The sequence below is a fragment of the Enterobacter cloacae complex sp. R_G8 genome, assembly GCF_024599795.1.
In the GTDB taxonomy this organism is placed as follows: Bacteria; Pseudomonadota; Gammaproteobacteria; order Enterobacterales; family Enterobacteriaceae; genus Enterobacter; species Enterobacter dissolvens.
In genome coordinates this window covers 2,562,641-2,586,812 of the sequence record NZ_CP102246.1, presented here as the reverse complement: position 1 = coordinate 2,586,812, position 24,172 = coordinate 2,562,641, and the positions used below count along the sequence as shown (strand labels likewise).

Genomic DNA, 24,172 nt, shown 5'->3' with positions numbered 1-24,172 from the left:
CGCGACCGGACAACCTGAGGATGACAATCATGGTAAGCAAAAAGAAAACCAGTGTCGCTGTTGATGTCGTTAAGAATGCTCCTCTGAAAACAAAAGAGTATGAAAAAGAGCTACGCCGCCTTCACGTTGAGCTGGTTAAGCTCCAGCAATGGGTGGTCGCTAAAGGATTGAAAGTCTGCATCGTGTTCGAGGGGCGCGACGGGGCCGGTAAAGGCGGGACCATTAAAGCGATAACCGAACGCGTCAGCCCGCGCGTATTCCGCGTTGTCGCGCTGCCTGCGCCCACTGAGAAAGAGAAAACGCAGCTTTATTTCCAGCGCTACGTCCCGCACCTGCCCGCTGCCGGTGAAATCGTCATATTTGACCGCAGCTGGTACAACCGCGCAGGCGTTGAACGGGTGATGGGGTTCTGCACGCCGGAACAGGTTGAAAAGTTTCTTGATGGCGCACCGGTGATGGAAAAAGCGATGGTGGATGCCGGGATCATTTTGCTGAAATACTGGCTTGAAGTGACGCCGAAAGAGCAGGAACGCAGGCTACGCGATCGCATCAACGATGGCCGCAAGATCTGGAAATTATCGCCTATGGATATCAAATCGTTCAATTTATGGGATGAATACACCGTAGCGCGGGATGCCATGTTTGCTTCAACGGATACCGCCTGGGCACCGTGGTTTGTGGCACGTTCGGAAGATAAAAAACGCGTGAGACTGAATATTATTACCCACCTTCTTTCACAGATCCCCTATAAAGAAATTCACGTTGAGCAGGTGGATTTACCAAAACGTAAAATTGGCAAGATCAAACCAACAAAATATCCTTTCAGGTATATTGAAGAGAAATTCTGACATTACTGGAAGACGGCTCGCAGAATGTAGATTACCAGGGGTTACGGTATTGTTTTTTGTTGGCTGCGGTTGATAATGACCGCACCAACAAAGGAGGGTAAAAATGAAACCAAACCGAACAAGAAATTGCAGTGGCAGACCGACCCGGGCTGAGACGATACCGCGCCAGGCGTTACCCCCAAAGGAGCGCAGACGCCAGCGCCATCAGGATCAGGAATTCATAAAAGCTATGAATGAATTTACTGCTAAAGCGGGATTATTATCAGATGACCCTTATTTTGGAGGGCTTTGATGTGCTTTCAGTTCGATGTTTATCGTAACCCATCAGACAAGACGTGCGAGTATCAGCCTTATTTTATGATAATTCAGCATGTCTATTATGATGATTTATCAACGAGACTGATTGTTCCTTTGAGCTATCAAAATAATTTACATGGGCATTACAACTGCGCCGCACCATTAGTGAATATTGAATTTGAGAGACATTTTCTCAATACCGCTGGTATAACACACGTGGAGAAAAAGAGATTAAATAATAAAAACTATGTATGCAATCTTCGCAGCGCAAGAAGTACCGTGATTGCGGCGATAGATGCGTTAGGGACAAATACATAACGTAGGCCCGCGCAAGCGAAGCGCCGCCGGGCAAAGCCGACGGCGCAGGACGTTTTACTTCATCCCTTCCGTACTCTCCTGTTTCGCTTCCTGTCGCTCCACTTCCCGGTACCAGCGTGGGTGGTGTTTCTGCGCCCAACGGCGGCTCACCTTCCCTTCAATCATGCCTTTAATCGACCCTTTCACCCAGAAGGCCATATACATATGGATCAGAATGGCATGGATCAGAATGATGGCTGAGGTTGCGTGGATCAGCAGCGCGTAGCGGATGACCTGCATCGGGAAGTACTGCGCAAAATAAGGACGCCAGATGATCACACCGGTCACCAGCAGGACGAAAATCATGCTCATGATGCTCCAGAACATCATCTTCTGTCCGGCATTGTATTTACCGACCTTCGCGACTTTATGTTCGTTCCCCTTCAGGACCTCAATAATGCCCTTCAGCCAGGGAATATCCTGCTTGTCCGGGATATTGTGATGGACGAAACGCACAAACATAAACATAAGCACCACAAAAATCAGTACGCCAAAAAACGGGTGCAGAATACGCCCCATCTGCGGCGTACCGAAGGTTTCGGTCAGCCACTGCAGTGTCGGGAAGAAAAACGAGATCCCGGATACCGCTACCAGGAAGAAGCAGATCACCACCGTCCAGTGACAGGCGCGGTCGATAAACTTCGTGCGCACAATCATTTTCGACTTACTCATGGTGTTCCTCCTCCTCGTCGTCATCCACCTCTTTATTCGGCCCGATCCCAATGTAGTGATAAATCAGCCCGGCAAAAGTGGCGATAAAACCCGCCGCCGAGAGCGGTTTGAGCGCCCCTTTCCACAGGTTGATCGAAGTATCGATCGCCGGATCTTTCGGCAGATTGTGGTACAGCTCCGGCTGGTCATTGTGATGCAGAACGTACATCACGTGCGTACCGCCCACCCCCTGCGGGTTGTAAATGCCCGCCTTGTCGTAGCCGCGCGCGTTCAGTTTGTCCACGCGCTGCTGCGCCACCTCCAGCATCTCTTTCTTGGTGCCGAAGTGGATAGCGCCGGTGGGACAGGTCTTGACGCAGGCAGGCTCCTGTCCGACGCTGACGCGGTCCACGCACAGGGTGCATTTGTATACCCGGTTATCCTCTTTATTGAGGCGCGGGATGTTAAACGGGCAACCCGCAATGCAGTACCCACAGCCGATACAGTTATCCTGCTGGAAGTCGACGATCCCGTTCGCATACTGGATGATGGCGCCTGCAGACGGGCAGGCCTTGAGGCAGCCGGGATCTTCACAGTGCATACAGCCATCTTTTCGAATCAACCACTCCAGCTTGCCGTTCTGGTCAGTTTCGCTAAAACGCATCACCGTCCAGGATTTGGCGCTCAGATCGGCCGGATTGTCGTAAACGCCAACGCAGTGCCCTACCTCATCGCGGATATCGTTCCACTCTGAACAAGCCACCTGGCAGGCTTTGCAGCCCACGCAGGAAGAGACATCGATGAGCTTGGCGACTTCGGCCTTATAATCCCGCGCGCGCGGCGCGGGCGTTATCGGGTTGGTCGCGGAGCGTTTGATAATGTCTTGTGTTTCCATCGCCATTTACTCGCTCCTTACGCTTTCTCGATGTTGACCAGAAACGCCTTGTACTCCGGCGTTTGCGAGTTGGAATCGCCGACGTTAGGCGTCAGGGTGTTGGCGATGTAGCCTTTCTGCGCCACACCTTCAAAGCCCCAGTGCAGCGGAATACCCACGGTTTCAACCTGCTGACCGTGCACGTTCAGCGACTGCAGGCGGCGAGTGACCACGGCAACGGCGCGAATAAAGCCGCGCTTGCTGCTGACCGTGACGCGATCGCCGTTGGCAATGCCTTTCGCCTTCGCCAGCGTTTCGCTGATTTCCACAAACTGTTCCGGTTGCGCGATGGCGTTAAGCCGCGCGTGCTTGGTCCAGGTGTGAAAATGCTCGGTCAGGCGGTAGGTCGTTCCGACGTATGGGAATTTGTCCTTTTTGCCCAGGCGCAGCACGTCCTCTTCGTAAATACGCACCACCGGGCTGGAGATCACGTTCGGGTGCAGCGGGTTAGTCCCCAGCGGCGTTTCCATCGGCTCGTAGTGTTCCGGGAAAGGCCCCTCTGCCAGCTTGTCGAGGGCGAAAAGGCGTCCCAGTCCTTCCGGCTGCATGATAAACGGCCCGGTGTTGCTGCCCGGCGCGGCGGTGTTGAAGTCAGGAATATCGTTCCCCGCCCACTTCGCCCCGTTCCACTGAATCAGCATACGTTTCGGATCCCACGGCTTGCCGTTTACGTCCGCAGACGCGCGGTTGTACAGCACGCGACGGTTCAGCGGCCACGCCCATGCCCAGCCCAGCGTATTGCCCAGCCCGGACGGGTCGGCGTTATCGCGGTTGGCCATCTGGTTACCCTGCTCCGTCCAGCTGCCGGTGTAGATCCAGCAGGACGACGCGGTCGTGCCGTCATCGCGCAGCAGCGCGAAGCTGTTCAGCAGTTGACCTTTCTTCGCCACCAGATTGCCGTTGGCGTCATAGAGATCGGCCAGCGCCACGCCGTTGTTCTCTTTCGCCACCTCTTCGGATTCAGGATGATCCGGTTGCTTATAGTTCCAGCGCATCTTCAGCAACGGTTCAGCGCCTTTGCCGCCTTCGGTGCGGTACATCTCACGCAGGCGATGGTAAATCCCGGCCAGAATTTCACCGTCATTACGCGCTTCACCCGGCGCATCCTGCCCCTTCCAGTGCCACTGTAACCAGCGACCGGAGTTGGCGATCGACCCGTCTTCTTCGGCAAAACAGGTTGACGGCAAGCGGAAGACCTCGGTCTGAATTGATGCGGGATCCACATCATTCATCTCGCCGTGGTTCTGCCAGAAGTTAGACGTTTCCGTCACCAGCGGATCGATAACCACCATGTACTTCAGCTTGCTCAGGCTGCGAACCACTTTGTTTTTGTCCGGGAAGGATGCCACCGGGTTAAAGCCCTGGCAGATATAACCCGTGACGTTGCCCTTATCCATCATGTTGAAATACTTGATGACGTCGTAGGCCTGGTCCCACTTAGGCAGCCACTCAAAGCCCCAGTCGTTCTCTTTCTGCGCCGCATCACCGTAGAAGGATTTCATCAGGCTGACGTAGAACTTCGGATAGTTGCTCCAGTAGTTCACCTGATCCGGCAGCGTCGCCTTAGGCGTATTCGCCGCGAGATAGGTCTGCAGATCGGCCTGCTTCTCAGACGGTAGCGTCAGGTAGCCTGGCAGGCTGGTCGACAGCAGGCCGAGGTCGGTCAGGCCCTGGATGTTGGAGTGACCGCGCAAGGCATTTACCCCGCCTCCCGCCATGCCCATATTGCCGAGCAGCAGCTGAATCATCGCCATGGTACGGATGTTCTGCGCGCCAACGGTGTGCTGCGTCCAGCCCAGCGCGTACAGGAACGTGGTGGTTCTGTCGGCGGCGCTGGTTGAGGCCAGTACTTCACACACCTTCAGGAAATCCGCTTTTGGCGTGCCGCAGATGTTTTCCACCACGTCAGGCGTATAGCGGGATACATGCTCTTTCAGCAGATTCCACACGCAGCGCGGGTGCGTTAGCGTTTCATCACGCATCGCGTAGCCGTTTTCATCGAACTGATAGTTCCAGGACGATTTATCGTACTGGCGTTTTTCGGCGTCATAGCCGCTAAACAGCCCGTCATCAAAGGCAAAATCATCCCGCACCAGCAGGCTGGCGTTGGTGTAGTGTTTTACGTACTCCGCGTTGATTTTATTGTTTTCAATCAGATACAGCAGCACGCCGGACAGGAACGTGATGTCCGTACCGGAGCGGATCGGCGCGTAGATATCGGCCACCGATGCCGTACGCGTGAAGCGTGGATCGACGACGATAAGCGTCGCATCGTTATTGTTTTTCGCTTCCATCGCCCAGCGGAACCCCACCGGATGGGCCTCGGCGGCGTTACCGCCCATCACCATCACGACGTTGGCGTTTTTGATATCCACCCAGTGGTTGGTCATCGCACCGCGACCAAATGTTGGAGCAAGACTTGCTACCGTTGGTCCGTGTCAGACGCGTGCCTGGTTGTCTACCGCCAGCATCCCGAGGGAGCGAACAAATTTTTGCGTCAGCATGCCGGTTTCATTGCTGGCCGCCGAGGCGCACAGCATGCCGGTAGAGAGCCAACGGTTCACCGTCACGCCCTGCGCGTTCTTTTCTATAAAGTTGGCATCGCGGTCGGCTTTCATCAGTCTGGCAATCCGGGAGAAGGCGTCATCCCAGGAAATACGCTGCCATTTGTCGGAGCCCGGCGCGCGGTATTCCGGATAGCGCAGACGGTTATCGCTGTGAACATAGTCCAGCAGTCCCGCCCCTTTCGGGCAGAGTGCCCCACGGCTCACCGGATGGTCCGGATCCCCTTCAATATGATAAATGGCCTCTCTGGCGTTCTTCGCGCCATCGCCCAGGCTATACATTAAAAGCCCACAACCCACGGAGCAGTATGTGCAGGTGTTACGGATCTCTTTGGCACGCAGCAGTTTATAGTTGCGTGCCTGAGCCAGCGCCATTTTGGGAGCGAATCCCAGCATCGCGGCTGTTGTTCCGGCCATACCGCCCGCGCAGATTTTAAAAAATTGTCTGCGGCTGACGTCCATTGTTGTCCTCATTTACGGATAAGACTTCGCGCCGCAAACTAACAGCAAAGCCCCTGTTTTTTTTGCGTCAAATCAAGGTCACCGGTGTTCGCCCCCTTAATAGTCACCCACAACCCTTTTGAATACCTCTTTTTGATTAACGGCTTAAGAGAATAATTCGCAGCCGTCAGGGGATTAATGCTATAAATTTTGCCTTTCGTTTTTATCGTGATGGCAAGGGTATGGACAGGAAAAGAGCAACGCTGACTGGACTGGCGGCGATAGTGTTATGGAGCACCATGGTGGGCCTGATTCGCAGCGTGAGCGAGGGACTTGGGCCGGTGGGGGGCGCCGCCATGATTTATACCGTCAGTGGTTTACTCTGTCTGGTGACAGTAGGATTTCCTGATATCCGGCGCTTCACTCCCCGGTATCTTATTGCCGGTAGCGTACTGTTTGTCAGCTACGAAATTTGCCTGGCGCTGTCGTTAGGTTATGCCGCTACGCGTTCGCAGGCGATTGAAGTCGGCATGGTGAATTATCTCTGGCCGAGCCTGACCATTGTGTTTGCCATTTTGTTTAACGGGCAGAAATCGTCCCTTTGGGTGATCCCAGGTTTAGCCCTCTCTTTACTCGGTGTGTGCTGGGTATTGGGCGGCGAACAGGGGTTGCAGGTGAATGAGATTATCCGCAACGTTGTCTCCAGCCCCCTCAGCTATGCCCTTGCATTTGCCGGCGCGTTTATCTGGGCGGCGTACTGCACGGTAACCAGTAAATATGCCAAAGGACAAAACGGGATCACGCTCTTTGTGTTGCTTACCGCGCTGAGTTTGTGGGTTAAATATGCCCTGAGCGATCAACCGGACATGGTCTTCAGCGTGCCGGTAGTGGTGAAATTACTCATGTGCGGCGTCGCGCTAGGATTTGGCTATGCGTCGTGGAATATCGGTATTCTTCACGGTAACGTCACGGTGCTGGCGGCCGCGTCCTATTTTACGCCGGTATTATCTGCTGCGCTGGCGGCAGTGTTGCTAAACTCCCCGCTGTCGTTCTCTTTCTGGCAAGGCGCAATCATGGTCTCTGTCGGGTCCCTGCTGTGCTGGTATGCCACCCGGAAATAACGCTTTTCTGATGCCGGGGAAATTACAGTCCGGCAACAAAATTAACATAAATTTAAAATGCGATACCCATCAGACTCTTTAGCAAAATAATAGAAAGTGGTTTAGATTCTGTTTATAGTCTCTGTTATTCGTAAAGAGCGAATGTTGATAATTGACATAAACTGACACCCCGACGTAATTAGTAATGGCCAAACAATCACACAGGGGATTGCAAAAAATCAAATAATCCCTTTCCAAACATTTAATCAAAAGCCTCATATTAACCGAGCATTCCTCATGGCAAGCTATTGATATAAATATAAAATCACTGCAAACCACTCCAGTAAAGCTCGGAGATAGCGACTATTACCCTTCTGAAATAAAGCCGCTAATAATTATATCTCCCACAACCAATATGGCGTAAAAATACGCACCAATTGAATGAATTCCAGTCAATTCATTCATTCGGACTGAAATTTACCCGATCGCGATCACACTAATTGAAATTATCTTTAATATTTTGAAACTTATTATTGAAAGCAGGCTACAAGATTTTTAAAAATAGTCTGCCATTGACGAACAGCCTCGTTTAGAAATCGTTCGAAATGGTTCAGGAAATATCCAAGAAAATTATAAGGAATATTTAAGATGAAACTTAAATTAGTTGCAGTGGCGGTCACTTCCATGTTGGCAGCAGGCGTTGTAAACGCGGCTGAAGTTTTTAACAAAGACGGTAACAAGCTGGATCTGTACGGTAAAGTCACAGGTCTGCACTATTTCTCTGATGATACTGACAACGACGGTGATAAAACCTACGTTCGTCTGGGCTTCAAAGGCGAAACTCAGATCAACGACCAGATGACCGGTTACGGCCAGTGGGAATATGAGTTCAAGGGCAACCGCTCTGAATCCCAGGGTGCTGACGGTAACAAAACGCGTCTGGCGTTCGCAGGTCTGAAATTCAACGAATTCGGTTCCTTCGACTACGGCCGTAACTACGGCGTGGCGTACGACATCGGCGCATGGACTGACGTTCTGCCTGAGTTCGGTGGCGATACCTGGACCCAGACTGATGGCTTTATGACTGGCCGTACAACTGGCGTAGCGACTTACCGTAACACCGATTTCTTCGGTCTGGTTGACGGTCTGAACGTTGCCGCTCAGTACCAGGGTAAAAACGACCGTAACGACATCACCGAATCTAACGGTGACGGTTGGGGTCTCTCTTCTACCTATGAATTCGACGGCTTTGCTGCAGGTGCGACCTACGCGAAATCTGACCGTACTGACCGTCAGGTTCGTGCAGCAAGCAACCTGAACGCAGGTGGCGAGAACGCAGAAGTGTGGGCAGCTGGTCTGAAGTACGATGCGAACAACATCTACCTGGCAACCACCTACTCTGAAACCCGCAACATGACGGCTTTCGGTGACGGCCACGTTGCGAACAAAGCACAGAACTTCGAAGTTGTGGCTCAGTACCAGTTCGACTTCGGCCTGCGTCCATCCATCGCTTACCTGAAATCCAAAGGTAAAGACATCGGTTCTTACGGCGACCAGGATCTGGTGGAATACGTTGACGTTGGCGCGAGCTACTACTTCAACAAAAACATGTCCACCTATGTTGATTACAAAATCAACCTGCTGGACGACAATGCGTTCACCAAAGACGCTAAAATCGCTACCGACAATATCGTTGCTGTAGGTCTGACCTACCAGTTCTAAGATTTGTCACGCCAGAAAGCCAGCCCCTGCGGCTGGCTTTTTTTTGCCCCTCTGCCCGCTATCCTGATCGTTATCCCCTGGTTCCGGTATACTGCTTCTGTCGTCACTGTCCTAACGTCACAGCCTGAACAGGAAGCCCTCGATGATTACCACCCACGTTTTTATCGCCGTCAGTCTTGATGGCTACATTGCCCGCCAGGATGGCGATATCGGTTGGTTACTCCAGCGCGATGATCCAACGGAAGATCATGGTTATGAAGCGTTCATTGCCGACAAAGACTGGATTGTGATGGGCCGGGGAAGCTATGAGAAAGTACTGACCTTTGACCAATGGCCCTATAACCGCCCCGTGCTGGTGCTCTCCAGTCAGCTGGCTGACACCGAGGTGCCCGAGGCGCTGAAAGGTAAAGTGCAGTTCTCCCGCTGTCCCCCAAAGGAAGCGCTTGCTGAGCTGGCAGCGCAGAACGCACACCGCGTCTATATTGATGGCGGACAGGTGATCCAGTCGTTTCTGCGCGAAGGACTGGTGGCCGATATGGTGATCACTACCGTTCCTGTCCTGATCGGCTCAGGCAAGCCGCTGTTCGGCTCGCTGCCCCGGGATATCGATTTAACGCTTTTATCCACCCGCAGCTTCCCGTCGGGTCTGGTGCAGTCGCACTATCGGCTGACGCGATAACGATACCGCGCCACTGAAGCAGGAGTGAAAAGCCCGGAGGTGCAGCGCCTTCGGGCTTGCATTTACTGTTGCGGCGCGTTCGCCAGGCTAAACCAAATCCCCACCGCCAGCAGCAATAACATCCCACCGGCGCTGCCTAACGCTAAGCTGTGCGACGTGATAAACGCCGTTTTTGCCGCCTCAATGACGGTTTCACCGAGCGCCGGGCTGAGATCCTGCGCGACCTTCATCGCTTCGCCAATGGATGACGAGGCTTTTTCCGCCAGCGTTGAAGGTAAGCCCTGCGGCAGTTCAATCGACGCCGAGAAGCTGCGGGTCAGCAACAGACCAAATATCGCGATCCCCAGCCCCGCGCCCAGTTCGTAGGACATGGTTTCAATCGCCCCGGCAGCGGCGGCTTTCTCTTTCGGCGCCGCCGCCATGATTGCCGAGGTGGAGGCCAGCAGCGCACTCGCGGCACTGAAGCCAAGCAGCACCATCAGACACCACGCCTGCCACTGCTGCGTGCTGAAGTCGAGCATCGACAGGCCAATAAAGCTGACGGCGCTCAGCCCCATTCCGCCTGCCGCTACCATGCGCAGCCCCAGACGACCAACCAGTATCCCGGCAATCGGGCCGCTGAACCCGCTGGCGACCATCAGCGGCAGCATGAACATGCCCGCTTCAAACGGGGTAAAGCCATGCACAAACTGCAGCTCCTGGGCCATCAGCAATTCATACCCCACCAGGGCGATCATGGCGGTCATCGCCATCACCACCCCGCTTAAAATGATGCGATGGCAAAACAGGCGCATGTCGATCATCGGCACGCGGGCGCGAAGCTGAATACGCACGAAGATAAACAGCAATACCGCGCCGGTGAGCAGCGTACAGGCCACAAGCCACGGTGAAAGTACCCCTTTCAGCGCCGTTTTCGCGCTATAGACCAGCAGTAAAATGGCCACAATCAGCATGACGGCATGGCTGATATTGAGCGGCTGCTCAGGTCGCCCTTGCTGACGCGGAACATAGACCGCAACAAGTGACACCACCACCAGCACGATCGGCACGTTGATTAAAAAGACCGATCCCCAGTAAAAATGCTCCAGCAGCATGCCGCCGATCAGCGGACCAAACGCCGCCCCACCGGAGCCGACCGCGGCCCAGACGCCTAGTGCGATGTTGCGATCCCGCACGTTAACAAACAAGGTACGTATACCCGCAAGGGTTGCCGGTATGATCATTGCCGCGCCAATTGCCAGCGAGGCGCGTGCGGCGATCAGCCAGCCTGCAGAAGGGGCAAAGGCCGCCGCCAGCGATGACAGGCCAAACAGCGTGCTGCCGATCATCAGCAGCCGTTTAAAACCGATGCGGTCGCCCAGTGCCCCCATTGGCAGCACCATACCCGCCATCACCAGGGAGTAGATATCGATGATCCACAATAATTCGTTACCGCTGGCGCCCAGCGTCATGCTCAATGTCGGCGCCGCCACGTGCAGCACCGTCGCGTCAATCGCCACCGGGATATACACCAGCACGATAATCACTAACGCTAACCACTGACGAAACATAAATTTCCTTTTTATATAAAAATGGACACATGTCCAGGATGCGATCCTACGGAATGTTGAACACTTGTCCAGCTCTTTGTTACACTCGTTTCATTGCTATTTAAGAGTGAGAGAAAATGGGTTATCTGACCAGGGATGAAAGACGGGAAGAGATCTTACAGGCCGCCATGCGCGTGGCGCTGGCCGAAGGATTTACCGCCATGACGGTGCGCCGCATCGCGGCCGAAGCCGGTGTCGCAACCGGGCAAGTTCATCACCATTTCACCTCCGGCGGTGAGTTAAAATCGCTGGCCTTCGTCCGGCTGATCCGCGAACTGCTGGATGCGGATGGGCCCGGTGAACACGCCAGCTGGCGGGCGCGTTTGCATGCCATGCTCGGTAGCGATGATGGCAGGTTTGAACCCTACATTCGCCTCTGGCGTGAAGCGCAGATCCTGGCCACCCGCGACGTGGAAATCAAAGGCGCGTATGTGCTGACAATGGAGATGTGGCATCAGGAGACCGTTGCCCTCATTGAGGCTGGCAGGAATGCAGGCGTATTCCGTTCCGGAGACCCGGCAGAAAGTATTGCCTGGCGTTTAATTGGCCTGGTGTGTGGCCTTGACGGTCTGTATATATTAAACATGCCCGAAATGGATGACGCTGCGTTTAATAACCATCTTGATAAATTAATTTCTCTGGAGCTTTTTTAATACTCCGTTGTGAGTAATTCCATCACACCGTTACAATTAGTAACACATTAAGCGTTCCCCTGTTTCTATTCCAGACTCTGGGGTTCGCTTTTTTATCTATCCTTTCAGATGTATCTCAATACTTCCAATAAACTCCATAACAAATCTTCACATATCTGGCTGTTTTTACTTATTTTTATATCTTCATTTAGGTAAGCAAGAGGGCGATATGTCACAACAAAGTGAGAAGAATCATCACCATCTTTTAAGTAACTGGAAACCGGAAAATCCGCAATTCTGGGAGAATAAAGGCAAACATATCGCGCGAAGAAACCTATGGATCTCTGTGGCTTGCCTGCTATTAGCCTTTTGCGTGTGGATGTTATTTAGTGCCATTGCGGTTAATCTGAATAAGGTCGGATTTAATTTCACCACCGATCAGCTTTTTATGTTAACGGCATTACCTTCCCTCTCCGGCGCGATATTGCGGGTCCCCTACTCTTTTATGGTGCCAATATTTGGCGGACGTTACTGGACAGTATTGAGTACCGTCATCCTGATTATTCCCTGCGTCTGGCTGGGAATCGCCATTCAGAACACCGCGACGCCTTACTGGATTTTTATCGTGATTGCCCTGCTCTGCGGCTTTGCTGGCGCCAACTTTGCCTCCAGCATGGGCAACATCAGCTTCTTCTTCCCAAAATCCAGACAGGGCAGCGCCCTTGGGATCAATGGCGGACTGGGTAATCTGGGCGTCAGCGTGATGCAGTTGGTCGCGCCACTGGTCATTTTTCTGCCCATGTTCACCTTTCTGGGGGTGAACGATGTGCCCCAGGAGGACGGATCTTCCATGTGGCTGGCGAACGCAGCCTGGGTCTGGGCCCCGCTTCTCCTGCTGGCAACCATTGCGGCGTTTTTTGGCATGAACGACATCGCCAGTTCAAAAGCCTCTATCGCCAGCCAGCTTCCGGTGCTTAAGCGATTTCACCTCTGGCTGCTGAGCCTGCTCTATCTGGCAACCTTTGGCTCATTTATCGGGTTTTCGGCTGGTTTTGCCATGCTGTCAAAAACCCAGTTCCCGGACGTGAATATCCTTCATCTTGCCTTCTTTGGCCCCCTGATTGGTGCGCTGGCGCGTTCAGCGGGCGGGATGATCTCCGACAGGCTGGGCGGCGTGCGCGTCACGCTTATCAACTTTGTCTTTATGGCCATCTTTAGCGCCCTGATCTTTCTGACCCTGCCCGGCTCGGGCTCCGGCAGCTTTGTCGCGTTTTATCTGGTCTTTATGGGGCTGTTCCTCACCGCCGGACTGGGCAGCGGATCGACCTTCCAGATGATCGCCATTATTTTCCGCCAAATCACACTCGACCGGGTGAAAAAGCAAGGCGGCACCGACGAGCAGGCGCAGCATGAAGCCGTGACGGAGACCGCCGCCGCGCTGGGCTTTATCTCCGCCATCGGTGCCGTCGGCGGGTTCTTCATTCCCAAGGCCTTTGGCACCTCGCTGGCGATGACCGGGTCGCCGGTCGGCGCCATGAAAGTCTTCCTCGTCTTTTACATCGTCTGTGTGCTCGTCACCTGGCTGGTATACGGCCGTAAATCCTCACAAAAATAATAACTACCTCTTCGCCGGAGCGTGATGCAGCGCTTTCCGGCCATGCTATCGAAGCAGGAGAAATGTCATGAGCAAACTGTTGGATCGCTTTCGTTATTTCAAAACAAAAGGCGACAGCTTCGCCGATGGGCACGGGCAGGTCTATCACACCAACCGGGACTGGGAAGACAGCTACCGCCAGCGCTGGCAGTTCGACAAGATTGTGCGGTCTACCCACGGCGTGAACTGTACCGGCTCCTGCAGCTGGAAGATTTATGTCAAAAACGGCCTGGTGACATGGGAAACCCAGCAGACCGATTACCCCCGCACCCGCCCGGACCTGCCTAACCATGAGCCGCGCGGCTGCCCGCGTGGCGCGAGCTACTCCTGGTATCTGTACAGCGCCAACCGCCTCAAATATCCGCTGGTACGCCGCAGGCTGATTGAACTCTGGCGCGAGGCACTGGCGCAGCACAGCGACCCGGTACTCGCCTGGGATGCCATTCAAAATGATCCACAAAAAGCGCAGAGCTACAGACAGGCGCGCGGACGCGGCGGTTTTATCCGCTCGAACTGGAAAGAACTGAACCAGTTGATTGCCGCCGCCAACGTCTGGACCATCAAGCACTATGGTCCGGACCGCGTGGCCGGTTTCTCACCTATTCCGGCGATGTCGATGGTCTCTTACGCCGCCGGTACCCGCTATCTCTCTCTGCTCGGCGGTACCTGCCTGAGTTTCTATGACTGGTATTGCGACCTGCCTCCCGCCTCGCCCATGACCTGGGGCGAGCAGACCGACGTGCCGGAGTCCGCCGACTGGTACAACTCCAGCTATATCATCGCCTGGGGCTCTAACGTTCCCCAGACGCGCACCCCGGACGCCCACTTCTTTACCGAGGTACGTTATAAGGGGACCAAAACTGTCGCCATTACCCCGGACTTCTCTGAAGTTGCCAAACTGAGCGACCAGTGGCTCGCCCCCAAACAGGGGACTGACAGTGCACTGGCGATGGCCATGGGTCACGTGATCCTCAAAGAGTTCCATCTCGATAATCCCAGCGACTATTTCCTTAACTACTGCCGCCGCTATACCGATATGCCAATGCTGGTTCTGCTGGATGAACAGGCCGATGGCCGTCTGGTGCCGGGACGCATGCTGCGGGCGTCCGACCTTGTCGACGGGCTGGGCGAAACCAATAATCCGGAGTGGAAAACCGTCGCCTTTGATATTGCCGGTAATCTGGTGGTTCCTAACGGTTCCATTGGCTTCCGCTGGGGCGAAAAAGGCAAATGGAACCTGGAATCGCTGGCGGCGGGTCAGGAAACGGAGTTGACTCTTTCTCTGCTGATCACCCACGACAGCGTGGCGGATGTCGCCTTCCCCTACTTTGGCGGCAATGAGAATCCGCATTTTCGCAGCGTGAAGCAGGAGCCGGTGCTGACCCGCCGCGTGCCGAGCAGAACCCTGACGCTTGCCGATGGCAGCCAGAAACATGTGGTCAGCGTTTACGATCTTGTACTGGCGAACTATGGTCTCGACCGCGGCCTCGAAGACAGTAACGCGGCTGAAAGTTATGGTCAGATTAAAGCGTATACACCGGCCTGGGGCGAGCAGATCACCGGCGTACCGGCTCACCTGATCGAAAAGATTGCCCGTGAATTTGCTGACACGGCGCACAAGACGCACGGGCGTTCGATGATCATTCTCGGGGCCGGGGTAAACCACTGGTACCACATGGACATGAACTACCGTGGGATGATCAACATGCTGGTCTTCTGCGGCTGCGTAGGCCAAAGCGGTGGCGGCTGGTCGCACTACGTGGGCCAGGAGAAGCTGCGTCCGCAAACCGGATGGCTGCCACTGGCCTTCGCGCTGGACTGGAACCGCCCACCGCGGCAGATGAACAGTACCTCATTCTTTTACAACCACGCCAGCCAGTGGCGCTATGAGAAGCTGACGGCGCAGGAGTTGCTCTCCCCGCTGGCGGATGCATCCCGATTCACCGGACACCTGATCGACTTCAACGTCCGCGCCGAGCGTATGGGCTGGCTGCCGTCGGCGCCGCAGCTCAACCTCAACCCGCTGCACATCAAAGCCCGCGCAGAGGCAGCAGGCCTGTCTCCGCAGGAGTATACCGCTCAGGCGTTAAAATCGGGTGATATCCGCTTCGCCTGTGAGCAGCCTGACAGCGGAAAAAACCACCCGCGCAACCTGTTTGTCTGGCGCTCGAACCTGCTTGGATCCTCCGGTAAAGGCCACGAGTACATGCTCAAGTATTTGCTCGGTACCGAAAGCGGGATCCAGGGGGAAGATTTAGGCTCGACCGATGACGTCAAGCCTGAAGAGGTCGACTGGCAAACCAACGCCATTGAGGGCAAACTTGACCTGCTGGTGACGCTCGATTTCCGCATGTCCAGCACCTGCCTGTTCTCTGACATCGTCCTGCCGACCGCCACCTGGTATGAAAAGGACGACATGAATACCTCGGACATGCATCCGTTTATTCATCCGCTCTCTGCCGCCGTCGACCCGGCGTGGGAATCGCGTAGCGACTGGGAGATTTACAAAGGCATCGCCAAAGTCTTCTCTGACGTGTGCGTCGGCCATCTCGGTACGGAAACGGACCTCGTGTTGCAGCCTCTGCAGCATGACTCCCCGGCGGAACTGTCACAGCCGTTTGATATTCAGGACTGGCGCAAAGGCGAATGCGATCTGATCCCCGGCAAAACCGCACCGAACATCGCGGTCGTCGAGCGTAACTACCCCGAGACATGGGAACGCTTTACCTCCCTTGGCCCGCTGATGGATAAGCTCGGCAACGGCGGGAAAGGCATTTCGTGGAACACGCAAAGCGAGGTCGAGTTCCTCGGCAAGCTGAACTACGTCAAATCCGACGGTCCGGCGAAAGGCCGACCGCGTATTGAAACCGCCATTGACGCCTCTGAGGTGATCCTCGCTCTGGCACCGGAAACCAACGGTCAGGTGGCGGTGAAAGCCTGGGAAGCGCTCGGCGAACTGACCGGGCGCGATCACACCCATCTGGCGCTGAATAAAGAAGACGAGAAGATCCGCTTCCGCGATATTCAGGCGCAGCCGCGCAAAATCATCTCCAGCCCGACCTGGTCCGGTCTGGAAAGCGAGCACGTCTCCTATAACGCAGGTTATACCAACGTTCACGAGCTGATCCCGTGGCGCACCCTCTCCGGCCGTCAGCAGCTGTATCAGGATCACCCGTGGATGCGCGCCTTCGGCGAAAGTCTGGTGGCCTACCGTCCGCCGATTGATACCCGTAGCGTCAGCCATATGCGCGAGATCCCGCCGAACGGCTTCCCGGAAAAAGCGCTCAATTTCCTGACGCCACACCAGAAATGGGGCATCCACTCCACCTACAGTGAAAACCTGCTGATGCAGACCCTGTCGCGCGGCGGGCCGATTGTCTGGATCAGTGAAACCGATGCCAGAGAATTAGGTATCGAAGATAACGACTGGATTGAAGCCTTCAACGCCAATGGCGCCCTCACCGCCCGCGCGGTGGTGAGCCAGCGCGTGCCGCCGGGTATGACCATGATGTACCACGCCCAGGAGCGCATTCTTAACATTCCCGGTTCAGAGGTGACGGGACGCCGGGGCGGTATTCATAACTCAGTGACCCGCGTCTGCCCGAAACCGACGCACATGATTGGCGGTTACGCCCAGTTGGCATACAGCTTCAACTATTACGGCACCGTTGGCTCCAACCGCGACGAATTCATCATGATCCGCAAAATGAAAAACATTAACTGGCTGGATGGCGAAGGTCGGGATCAGGTACAGGAGACGAAAAAATGAAAATACGTTCACAGGTTGGCATGGTACTGAATCTCGATAAATGCATTGGCTGCCACACCTGCTCGGTCACCTGCAAAAACGTCTGGACCGGGCGTGAAGGGATGGAATATGCGTGGTTCAACAACGTCGAGACCAAACCGGGGATCGGCTACCCGAAAAACTGGGAAGACCAGGAGGAGTGGCAAGGTGGCTGGATCCGCGGTATTCACGGCAAACTCACGCCGCGTCTCGGCGGCAAAATGGGCGTACTATCGAAAATTTTCGCTAACCCTGTCCTGCCGCAGATTGACGATTACTATGAACCCTTTACCTTCGATTATCAGGATCTGCACCGCGCCCCGGAAGGCGATCACCTCCCTACTGCCCGCCCGCGCTCCCTGATTGACGGCAAGCGGATGGACAAAATCGTCTGGGGCCCCAACTGGGAGGAGTTGCTGGGCGGCGAGTTCGAAAAACGCGCCCGCGACCGCAACTTCCAGAAGATCCAGAAAGAGATGTACGGCCAGTTTGAAAACACCTTCATGATGTACCTGCCGCGTCTGTGCGAGCACTGTCTGAACCCAAGCTGCGTTGCCACCTGCCCGAGCGGGGCGATTTACAAACGCGAAGAGGACGGCATTGTGCTGATTGACCAGGACAAATGCCGCGGCTGGCGTTTGTGCATCAGTGGCTGCCCGTACAAAAAAATCTACTTTAACTGGAAGAGCGGCAAGTCAGAAAAATGCATATTCTGCTATCCGCGCATTGAATCCGGCCAGCCGACCGTCTGCTCGGAAACCTGCGTCGGGCGCATCCGCTATCTCGGCGTACTGTTGTATGACGCGGACCGCATTGAAGAGGCGGCCAGTACCGAACATGAAACCGATCTGTACGAGCGCCAGTGCGACGTGTTCCTGAATCCGCACGATCCGGCGGTCATTGAGGAAGCGCTGAAACAGGGTATTCCACAGAACGTAATCGATGCGGCCCAGCGCTCCCCGGTCTACAAAATGGCGATGGACTGGAAGCTGGCCCTGCCGCTGCACCCGGAATACCGCACTCTGCCGATGGTCTGGTACGTGCCGCCGCTGTCACCGATTCAGTCTTACGCTGACGCGGGCGGCCTGCCGATGAGCGATGGCGTCCTGCCTGCCGTAGAGAGCCTGCGCATTCCCGTGCAGTATCTGGCGAACATGCTTAGCGCGGGCGATACCGGCCCGGTGCTGCGCGCCCTGAAGCGCATGATGGCGATGCGACACTATAAACGCTCCCAGACCGTCGAAGGCGTGACCGATACCCGCGCCATCGAAGAGGTCGGCCTGACCGAAGCGCAGGTTGAAGAGATGTACCGCTATCTGGCCATCGCCAACTACGAGGATCGCTTCGTGATCCCCACCAGCCACCGTGAAATGGCGCGCGATGCCTTCCCGGAACGTAACGGATGTGGTTTCACCTTTGGCGACGGCTGCCACGGCTCTGACACTAAATTTAACCTCTTCAACAGCAGCCGGATTGATGCCATCAACATCACCGAGGTGCGCGAACATGGGGAGGGAGAGTAATGCAGATCCTCAAAATCATCGCGTTGCTGATTGAGTATCCCGATGAGACCCTGTGGGAAAATCGCGAAGAAGCGCTTTCGCTCATTGAGCAGGACGCACCCATGCTGCTGTCGTTTGCCCGCCAGCACCTGAGCGCCCTGCTGCTGGATAAACAGGCCGAGTGGTGTGAGGTGTTTGAGCGTGGCCGCGCGACCTCGCTGCTGCTGTTCGAGCACGTTCACGCTGAATCCCGCGATCGCGGTCAGGCGATGGTCGACCTCATGGGGCAGTATGAGAAAGCCGGGCTACAACTGGACTGCCGCGAGCTGCCGGACTACCTGCCGCTCTATCTGGAGTACCTCAGTATCGTTACGGACGGCGAGGCGCGCGAAGGATTGCAGAACGTCGCGCCGATCCTGGCGCTGATTGGCGGACGGTTGAAGCAGCGCGGCGTGGCCCATTATCAGCTGTTCGATGCCCTGCTGGTACTGGCGGGAACGCGGCTTTCCAGCGACAGCGTGGCGAAACAGGTGTCCGGTGAAAAACGGGATGATACCCGCCAGGCGCTGGATGCCGTCTGGGAAGAGGAACAGGTCAAGTTTATCGAAGACAACGCCACATCGTGCGACAGCTCGCCGATGCAGCACTATCAACGACGCTTTAGCCAGGACGTCGCCCCGCAGTACGTGGACGTCAGCGCCGGAGGCCCAAAATGACACATTACCTGAACGTCTTTTTCTATGACATTTATCCCTACATCTGCGCTACCGTTTTTTTCCTTGGCAGCTGGTTGCGCTACGACTACGGGCAATACACCTGGCGCGCCTCATCGAGCCAGATGCTCAGCAAACGCGGTATGAACTGGGCCTCTAACCTGTTTCATATCGGGATCCTGGGTATTTTCTTCGGGCACCTGTTCGGCATGCTCACCCCGCACTGGATGTATGCCTGGTTTTTACCCGTCGCGGTTAAGCAGCAGTTAGCCATGTTTGCAGGGGGGATTTGCGGCGTGCTGACGCTGATTGGCGGGTCCATGCTGCTATACCGTCGCCTGTTCAATCAGCGCGTGCGCGCCACGTCCACCACGCCGGATATCATTATCATGAGTATTTTGCTGATCCAGTGCATTCTGGGGCTGACCACTATCCCTTTTTCCGCCCAGTATCCTGACGGAAGCGAGATGATGAAGCTGGTCGGCTGGGCACAGGGAATTGTGACGTTTAAGGGCGGCTCATCGGAAATGCTGAGCGGCGTGGCCCCCATCTTCCGCGTTCATCTGGTGCTGGGGATGACGATCTTCCTCATCTTCCCGTTCACCCGTCTGGTACACGTATGGAGCGCGCCGTTTGAGTACTTTACCCGTCGGTACCAGGTGGTGAGATCGCGCCGTTGATTTTGTCGGGTGGCGGCTACGCCTTACCCGACCTACGTTATGCCCGGTATGGTGTAGCCGCCACCGGGCTTTAATGTCAAGTTACTGACCCTCCGGTTACCAGAGAGAGAATAAATAACAGCAACAGCACCGCGACGATCAATCCGAATGCAAGTAGCACAGCATGAAACGTTAGCGTTAGCCCTGAGAAAAGAAGCGCCCCGCAGATCCCCCAACGGCTCTCCTTGCACATCCCTCCGATGAACGAAAGTCCCAGTGCCACAACAGCGAGAATAATCCCGGCGATAAGAAGAATGCGGTCGATATCAACCGTCGTTTTTTCGGTTCGGGCGGCAGGACGCTCCCCCTTTAGCCCCGCAATTATCCCTTGTTTTACAGCCGAAACCTTCTCAGCAACCATAACTTCAAGCGCTGGCGGCTTTGGCGAAAACGGTCCGAATGAAAACTGGACAATTGAGAGAATGAGTGCAATTCCTCCCAGCAACATACCCAATGAACTGAATTTATTTCGTAATACGATTTCCATATCAACATACCTTCGAGTAATGCCGCCGCGTGGGCTGTAGGCCCGGTAAGGCGTAGCCGCCACCGGGCGATTAAGACTGAAGCATGCCGTTTTGCAGAAGAAAATTCCACCCCGGAATATCGTCTCATAATGGCCCAAAAGTATCGTTATTGGTTCGCCAGGTGACTCATACTGTGAGCAACTGTGCGGAATAATGGCTCCCGAACACAACACAGAAGGAGTTCGCGTGATGAAACCATTTTTTCGTACTGCATTGCTGATCGGCATGATGAGCACTTTTCCCACTTATGCTACCGCGCAGGAAACGACCAGCACGAATAGCAAAACCATTCGTGCAATGACAGGCGCAACGGCGACTTCGTCTTTATCCGCCTCACAAACGGCGTTAATCGTGGTGGATATCCAAAACGAATATTACGCAGGTAAAGATTTTCGTGGTCAGATGGTGATCCCTGATGGCGATAAGGTACTGAAGAACAGTCAAAAGCTGGTTAACTATGCCCATCAGAAAGGAATGCAGGTGTACTTCGTGCGTCATATAGCGCCAAAGGATAGCCCGCTGTTCGCCGAAGGGTCTGTCTATGCGCAATTCCATAAAGATCTGCAACCTTCTGCGCAAGACACTATTATCACCAAAGCGACCCCCAGTTCTTTTGTTGGCACCGATCTGGATGCGCAATTAAAGAAAAAAGGGATTAAAACCGTGATTGTGATTGGTCTGATGACGCACATGTGCATTTCGTCTACTGCACGTGACGCCGTACCGCTGGGTTACAGCGTGATTATTCCAGAAGATGCAACAGCAACACGCGATCTGGATGACGGTCAGGGTGGCGTGCTGGATCACAAAACACTGCAACGTGCGGCATTAGCCGGTGTTGCCGATGTATTCGCTGAGATAATGACCACTGAAGACGTTATAGCACTGCCAGTCACAAAATCAGACCGGACTTGAACCCTGTCGCCAGCCAGACTTCTATACTGGCTGGCACATGGAGACTGATATGACGTTGAAAATTGGTATCGTGGTATTTGATGGCATCATCCCTTTCCATCTTTCGGTGCCCTATGCTGTATTTGAAAAAGCGCTGACGCCGGAGGGCGAGCCCCTTTGCCAGCTTGTGGTATGCGCCACCACGCCCGGCGCGCTTAAAACCAATGCCGGATTTTCTATCGTTGTCGAGCGCGGGCTTGATGAGTTGGCCGGAATGGATATGGTGATCGTCCCAAGCTGGGACAGTCCCGAGCATGCCCCGGCCCCCGATCTCCTGCAGGCCCTGCAAAAAGCACATGCCGCGGGTTCGCGTGTTGTGGGTTTGTGTATGGGCGCGTTTGTCGTTGCCGCTGCCGGGCTACTTGAAAACCGCCCTGCGACGACGCACTGGCGCTGGGCATCTGACTTTCAGCGTCTCTATCCCTCTGTGCAGATGGATAAAGACGTGCTTTATATCGACAATGGTGACGTTGTCACTTCTGCGGGGACAGCGGCCAGTATCGACTGCTGTCTGCATCTGGTGCGTCAGGCCTGGGGCGCTGAAGTGGCAAACAGCGTGGCGCGGTTGCTGGTAGTACCGCCCCATCGCCAGGGTGGACAACGTCAATACGTAGAACTGCCGGTTCAGAACACGCGTCGTGGAGACAACTTCACCGACGCGCTGGCCTGGGCAACGGAAAACCTCCAGCTTGCGCTCACGCTGGACTGCGTGGCGGAAAAAGCCTGCATGAGCCGTCGCAGCTTTACCCGACGTTTTCAGCAAACCACCGGTGAGAGCTTTTCGCGCTGGCTGCTAAACCAGCGCATTATCGTCGCACAACGTTATCTCGAAAAAACCGACCAGCCTGTGGATGACATTGCCGAGCGTGTCGGGTTTCCCTCAACAACCTCCTTGCGCCGTCACTTTCACAAACTGCTTAACACCTCGCCTTCTCGCTATCGGCGCGAGTTTCGCGGCCGATAACGAGGCGGCTATTTTCCGTGAGTTTCAAAACCCGCCATCACCGCCGTCAACTCTGCCAGGGAAAAACCGTGCTTCGGATCGTCAACACCCAGCCCGAAGCGTTCCTGCATCAGCTGATACAGCGCCGCAGCATCGGGAAGATGGATCTGCTCCTCCACATGGCCCTTTTGCCAGTGGGTAAAGTTGAAGTTGGTCAGCGTCAGTTTGCCGCCATCAGGCAGATGGCGACACATCAGCAGATGATGGCGGAAATGGGACTGCGGCCAGTGCGCTGACCAGAAATTGCCCATGACGTAATCACTGAAATATTGTGTCGTCAGGTCAAAGTGATACATCGACTGCCAGTGTTCGTGGTGACGGAATTGTAGTACCCAGTCGTTCCCCTCGCTCAGCAGACGATACAGACCGTGCGGCGTCTCCTGCTCTTCGTTGGCAAGCAGACGAATCGGTGCCGTCAGCGTCTGGCCGCCAAACCCAACGTCGGCAATCCAGCGTTCGCCGTTAAGTTCGACGAGCAACAGGCGATGCGTGCGCGGCGGCATTTGCGGTGGATTCGCTAATACCACACGTCCCAGCACGCTGCGCACCGTAAACCCGACTTCGCGCAACACGCGCTCAAACAAGCCATTTTGTTCAAAGCAATACCCCCCGCGACGCGCCTTAACCAGTTTGTCGACAAGGCTTTGATCGTCGAGCTGTATTTCGCGCGGCAGAACGACATCAATATTTTCAAACGGGATCGCACAGTTGTGATGTAAATGCAGCGCGCGCAAGGTGTCGATATCAACAATAGCCGGTTGTTTCCAGCCGATGCGGGCGAAATAAGCAGTCAGAAATGGGGACATGCATCAGTTTCCTTTAACAGTGATGTTCTGTTTATAAACTAATTTTACGCGTCCACTTTGATTTCCGTGCTTTTTCGCCATACTCATCGTTATTGATGAGGAGACCTTATGAGCCACTTTCGTGCTGTTGAATTACGTCATGCCAGCCGTCTTTTAAACCATGGCCCCACCGTGCTTATCACCAGTCGGGATGAACCCCTGGACAGGCGTAATGTTATGGCTGCCGCGTGGTCGATGCCCGTTGAGTTTGAACCACCGCGTATCGCCATTGTGGTGGATAAAAGCACCTGGTCGCGTGAACTGATTGAACGCAGCGGGCAATTTGGCATTGTCATTCCCGGCGTGTCCGCCGCCAACTGGACCTACGCGGTGGGTAGCGTTAGCGGGCGCGACGAAGACAAATTCAACTGCTACGGCATCCCGGTGGTGAACGGTCCGGCACTCGGCCTGCCCGTCATTGAAGAGAAATGTCTGGCGTGGATGGAGTGCCGGTTATTACCCGTTACATCCGCGGCAGAAAAGTACGATACGCTGTTCGGGGAAGTGGTTTCAGCCGCCGCCGATGAACGCGCGTTTGTCGCCGGACGCTGGCAGTTTGACGGGGATAAGCTGAATACCCTGCACCATCTGGGAGCCGGGACGTTTGTGGCGAGTGGGAAAATGGTGAAGGCGCTGGATTGATAAACCCTCCCC

Annotated in this window: 20 protein-coding genes; 14 read left to right on the top strand and 6 right to left on the bottom strand. The window is 54.9% G+C overall.

Annotated elements, in window-relative coordinates:
• Positions 1–29: 29 nt before the first annotated feature.
• Both ppk2 and NQ842_RS12230 read left to right on the top strand, forming a co-directional pair.
• Positions 30–848, top strand: coding sequence for a polyphosphate kinase 2 (gene ppk2 / locus NQ842_RS12235; protein WP_248059632.1), 819 nt, complete (start codon positions 30–32; stop codon positions 846–848).
• A 291-nt stretch (positions 849–1,139) separates the two neighbouring features.
• A complete protein-coding gene (locus NQ842_RS12230; protein WP_258150358.1) occupies positions 1,140–1,463 on the top strand; it encodes a CcdB family protein in 324 nt (107 codons plus the stop codon).
• A gap of 54 nt (positions 1,464–1,517) precedes the next feature.
• On the opposite strand, the gene fdnI is transcribed toward NQ842_RS12230, so the two are convergent.
• The 3 genes from fdnI to fdnG are packed head-to-tail and all read right to left on the bottom strand — an operon-like array spanning position 1,518 to position 6,113.
• On the bottom strand, positions 1,518–2,174 hold the full coding sequence (gene fdnI, locus NQ842_RS12225; RefSeq protein ID WP_014832018.1) for a formate dehydrogenase-N subunit gamma: 657 nt from the start codon (positions 2,172–2,174) through the stop codon (positions 1,518–1,520).
• Positions 2,167–3,054: a formate dehydrogenase subunit beta gene (gene fdxH / locus NQ842_RS12220; protein WP_182381777.1), complete on the bottom strand. Its 888-nt coding sequence runs from the start codon at positions 3,052–3,054 to the stop codon at positions 2,167–2,169. The genes fdnI and fdxH overlap by 8 nt, the downstream gene beginning before the upstream one ends.
• Before the next feature lie 11 nt (positions 3,055–3,065).
• Positions 3,066–6,113 (bottom strand): formate dehydrogenase-N subunit alpha, encoded by a 3,048-nt coding sequence (gene fdnG, locus NQ842_RS12215; protein WP_257255874.1) that lies wholly within the window; start codon positions 6,111–6,113, stop codon positions 3,066–3,068.
• Positions 6,114–6,334: 221 nt separating this feature from the next.
• On the opposite strand from fdnG, the gene yddG reads away from it, so the two are divergent.
• The 3 genes from yddG to NQ842_RS12200 all read left to right on the top strand — a co-directional run bounded on the left by yddG (position 6,335) and on the right by NQ842_RS12200 (position 9,593).
• Positions 6,335–7,213 (top strand): aromatic amino acid DMT transporter YddG, encoded by an 879-nt coding sequence (gene yddG / locus NQ842_RS12210; protein ID WP_063425843.1) that lies wholly within the window; start codon positions 6,335–6,337, stop codon positions 7,211–7,213.
• Between the two features lie 627 nt (positions 7,214–7,840).
• A complete protein-coding gene (gene ompC, locus NQ842_RS12205; RefSeq protein WP_014832023.1) occupies positions 7,841–8,914 on the top strand; it encodes a porin OmpC in 1,074 nt (357 codons plus the stop codon).
• Positions 8,915–9,056: 142 nt separating this feature from the next.
• Positions 9,057–9,593 (top strand): dihydrofolate reductase family protein, encoded by a 537-nt coding sequence (locus NQ842_RS12200; RefSeq protein WP_050860640.1) that lies wholly within the window; start codon positions 9,057–9,059, stop codon positions 9,591–9,593.
• 62 nt (positions 9,594–9,655) lie between these two features.
• On the opposite strand, the gene NQ842_RS12195 is transcribed toward NQ842_RS12200, so the two are convergent.
• On the bottom strand, positions 9,656–11,143 hold the full coding sequence (locus NQ842_RS12195) for an MFS transporter (protein ID WP_196372344.1): 1,488 nt from the start codon (positions 11,141–11,143) through the stop codon (positions 9,656–9,658).
• 116 nt (positions 11,144–11,259) lie between these two features.
• Between NQ842_RS12195 and NQ842_RS12190 the strand changes: the two genes are divergently transcribed.
• The 6 genes from NQ842_RS12190 (at position 11,260) to narI (ending at position 20,150) form a co-directional block, all read left to right on the top strand.
• Complete coding sequence (locus NQ842_RS12190; RefSeq protein ID WP_014832026.1) at positions 11,260–11,835, top strand: TetR family transcriptional regulator; 576 nt, start codon at positions 11,260–11,262, stop codon at positions 11,833–11,835.
• 208 nt (positions 11,836–12,043) lie between these two features.
• Entirely contained in the window at positions 12,044–13,429 is a 1,386-nt protein-coding gene (locus NQ842_RS12185) for a NarK family nitrate/nitrite MFS transporter (RefSeq protein WP_257255873.1), read from the top strand.
• A gap of 67 nt (positions 13,430–13,496) precedes the next feature.
• The gene (locus NQ842_RS12180; RefSeq protein ID WP_257255872.1) at positions 13,497–17,237 is read left to right on the top strand and encodes a nitrate reductase subunit alpha; all 3,741 of its coding nucleotides are present in this window, start codon (positions 13,497–13,499) and stop codon (positions 17,235–17,237) included.
• Complete coding sequence (narH, locus tag NQ842_RS12175) at positions 17,234–18,778, top strand: nitrate reductase subunit beta (RefSeq protein WP_047361791.1); 1,545 nt, start codon at positions 17,234–17,236, stop codon at positions 18,776–18,778. The genes NQ842_RS12180 and narH overlap by 4 nt, the downstream gene beginning before the upstream one ends.
• Positions 18,778–19,473 carry a nitrate reductase molybdenum cofactor assembly chaperone gene (gene narW, locus NQ842_RS12170; RefSeq protein ID WP_257255871.1) on the top strand — a complete coding sequence of 232 codons (696 nt, stop codon included), beginning with the start codon at positions 18,778–18,780 and terminating at the stop codon, positions 19,471–19,473. Before narH ends, narW begins: the two co-directional genes overlap by 1 nt.
• Positions 19,470–20,150, top strand: a complete 681-nt coding sequence (gene narI / locus NQ842_RS12165) for a respiratory nitrate reductase subunit gamma (RefSeq protein WP_257255870.1) — start codon at positions 19,470–19,472, stop codon at positions 20,148–20,150. The genes narW and narI overlap by 4 nt, the downstream gene beginning before the upstream one ends.
• A gap of 76 nt (positions 20,151–20,226) precedes the next feature.
• Here the strand turns inward: narI and NQ842_RS12160 are convergent, their stop codons facing one another.
• Positions 20,227–20,676 carry an SUR7/PalI family protein gene (locus tag NQ842_RS12160; RefSeq protein ID WP_257255869.1) on the bottom strand — a complete coding sequence of 150 codons (450 nt, stop codon included), beginning with the start codon at positions 20,674–20,676 and terminating at the stop codon, positions 20,227–20,229.
• A 229-nt stretch (positions 20,677–20,905) separates the two neighbouring features.
• Here NQ842_RS12160 and NQ842_RS12155 point away from each other — a divergent pair, with 229 nt between their 5' ends.
• Positions 20,906–21,631 carry a cysteine hydrolase family protein gene (locus NQ842_RS12155; RefSeq protein ID WP_257256930.1) on the top strand — a complete coding sequence of 242 codons (726 nt, stop codon included), beginning with the start codon at positions 20,906–20,908 and terminating at the stop codon, positions 21,629–21,631.
• Between the two features lie 49 nt (positions 21,632–21,680).
• Positions 21,681–22,634, top strand: coding sequence for a GlxA family transcriptional regulator (locus NQ842_RS12150; RefSeq protein WP_118282755.1), 954 nt, complete (start codon positions 21,681–21,683; stop codon positions 22,632–22,634).
• An 8-nt stretch (positions 22,635–22,642) separates the two neighbouring features.
• Here NQ842_RS12150 and nhoA read toward each other — a convergent pair whose 3' ends face one another.
• Entirely contained in the window at positions 22,643–23,479 is an 837-nt protein-coding gene (gene nhoA, locus NQ842_RS12145) for an N-hydroxyarylamine O-acetyltransferase (RefSeq protein WP_063426989.1), read from the bottom strand.
• 108 nt (positions 23,480–23,587) lie between these two features.
• Between nhoA and NQ842_RS12140 the strand changes: the two genes are divergently transcribed.
• Positions 23,588–24,160 (top strand): flavin reductase family protein, encoded by a 573-nt coding sequence (locus NQ842_RS12140; protein WP_257255868.1) that lies wholly within the window; start codon positions 23,588–23,590, stop codon positions 24,158–24,160.
• Positions 24,161–24,172 lie beyond the last annotated feature (12 nt).